Source organism: Corynebacterium sp., assembly GCF_030826625.1.
GTDB lineage: Bacteria > Actinomycetota > Actinomycetes > Mycobacteriales > Mycobacteriaceae > Corynebacterium.
Genome location: NZ_JAPJNQ010000025.1, coordinates 1 through 1,181, shown reverse-complemented (window position 1 = coordinate 1,181; position 1,181 = coordinate 1). Strand labels below are relative to the sequence as shown.

The 1,181-nt window shown below is 54.0% G+C and carries 2 protein-coding genes; both read left to right on the top strand.

Features of this window, described 5'->3' with window-relative positions; all coding sequences use genetic code 11:
• Positions 1-51: 51 nt before the first annotated feature.
• Entirely contained in the window at positions 52-855 is an 804-nt protein-coding gene (gene atpB / locus RCH87_RS04620; RefSeq protein WP_306515560.1) for a F0F1 ATP synthase subunit A, read from the top strand.
• Between the two features lie 95 nt (positions 856-950).
• Positions 951-1,181: ATP synthase F0 subunit C (locus RCH87_RS04615; RefSeq protein ID WP_306515559.1), on the top strand; the 231-nt coding region annotated here is incomplete at its 3' end.

Here is a 1,181-nt window from a genome sequence, read left to right as displayed (position 1 = left end):
TGAGCTACTCATGCGGCCCGAACACGGGAGAGAACGCTGAGCGTTACAACTATGGCCTTTCGAGGTGAGTTCCACTCGCCTGAACTGGACCCAGAATTTTTCCCGGGGCAATACTATGGCCACATCATCCTTGATGATTTCTTGGGTGGTTGGTTCGCGCTAGACCGCTTGATGCTTGTTCGCTTGCTGATGCTCGCGATCATGCTGGTGGTCTTCCTCATCGCCTTTAGGAGCCCCAAGCTGGTTCCTTCAGGCTTGCAGAACGTCATGGAATACGCGCTGGATTTCGTTCGGATCCACATCGCAGAAGACATCTTGGGCAAAAAAGAGGGGAGAAGGTTCCTGCCAATCTTGGCGGCAATTTTCTTCTCGGTTTTGTTCATGAACGTCTCGACGATCATTCCGGGTCTGAACATCTCCGCAAACGCACGTATCGGAATGCCGATCGCCTTGGCATTGTTGGCATACGTCACGATGATTTATGCCGGCGCAAAACGCTATGGCTTCGGTAAATTCGTCAAGTCTTCGGTGGTCATCCCGAATTTGCCACCGTTGCTGCACCTTCTGGTCGTGCCAATCGAGTTCTTCTCGACGTTCATCCTGCGTCCGATCACGCTGGCACTGCGTTTGATGGCGAACTTCCTCGCCGGCCACATCATTTTGGTCCTTCTGTTCAGCGCCACGAACTTCTTCTTCTGGCAGCTCAACGGCTGGACGGCATTGTCGGGTGTGACGGTGTTGGCAGCGATTCTGTTCACTCTGTACGAAGTCATCATCATCTTCTTGCAGGCATACATTTTCGCATTGCTGACCGCGGTGTACATCGAACTGTCCCTGCACGCAGACGCACACTGACAAACTCGCGAACCACGCGGCTAATTACATAACCCCCACAGCAACTACATACTCGGCGACCAACGCCGAGGACCACGAAAGGGAATGACTTTCACATGAACGAGATCATCTTGGCACAGGCAACTGAGTCCTCCATCGAATTGGGTGCTATCGGCTACGGTCTGGCAACCATCGGACCTGGTCTGGGTATCGGTATCTTGGTCGGTAAGACCGTCGAAGGTATGGCTCGCCAGCCTGAGATGGCCGGCCAGCTGCGTACCACCATGTTCCTTGGTATCGCCTTCGTTGAGGCACTTGCCCTCATCGGCCTCGTTGCAGGCTTCCTG

What these genes read in the sequence shown, in the direction of transcription:
- atpB (WP_306515560.1), top strand. Translation starts at nt 52, where the DNA reads ATGGCCTTTCGAGGTGAGTTCCACTCGCCTGAACTGGACCCAGAATTT.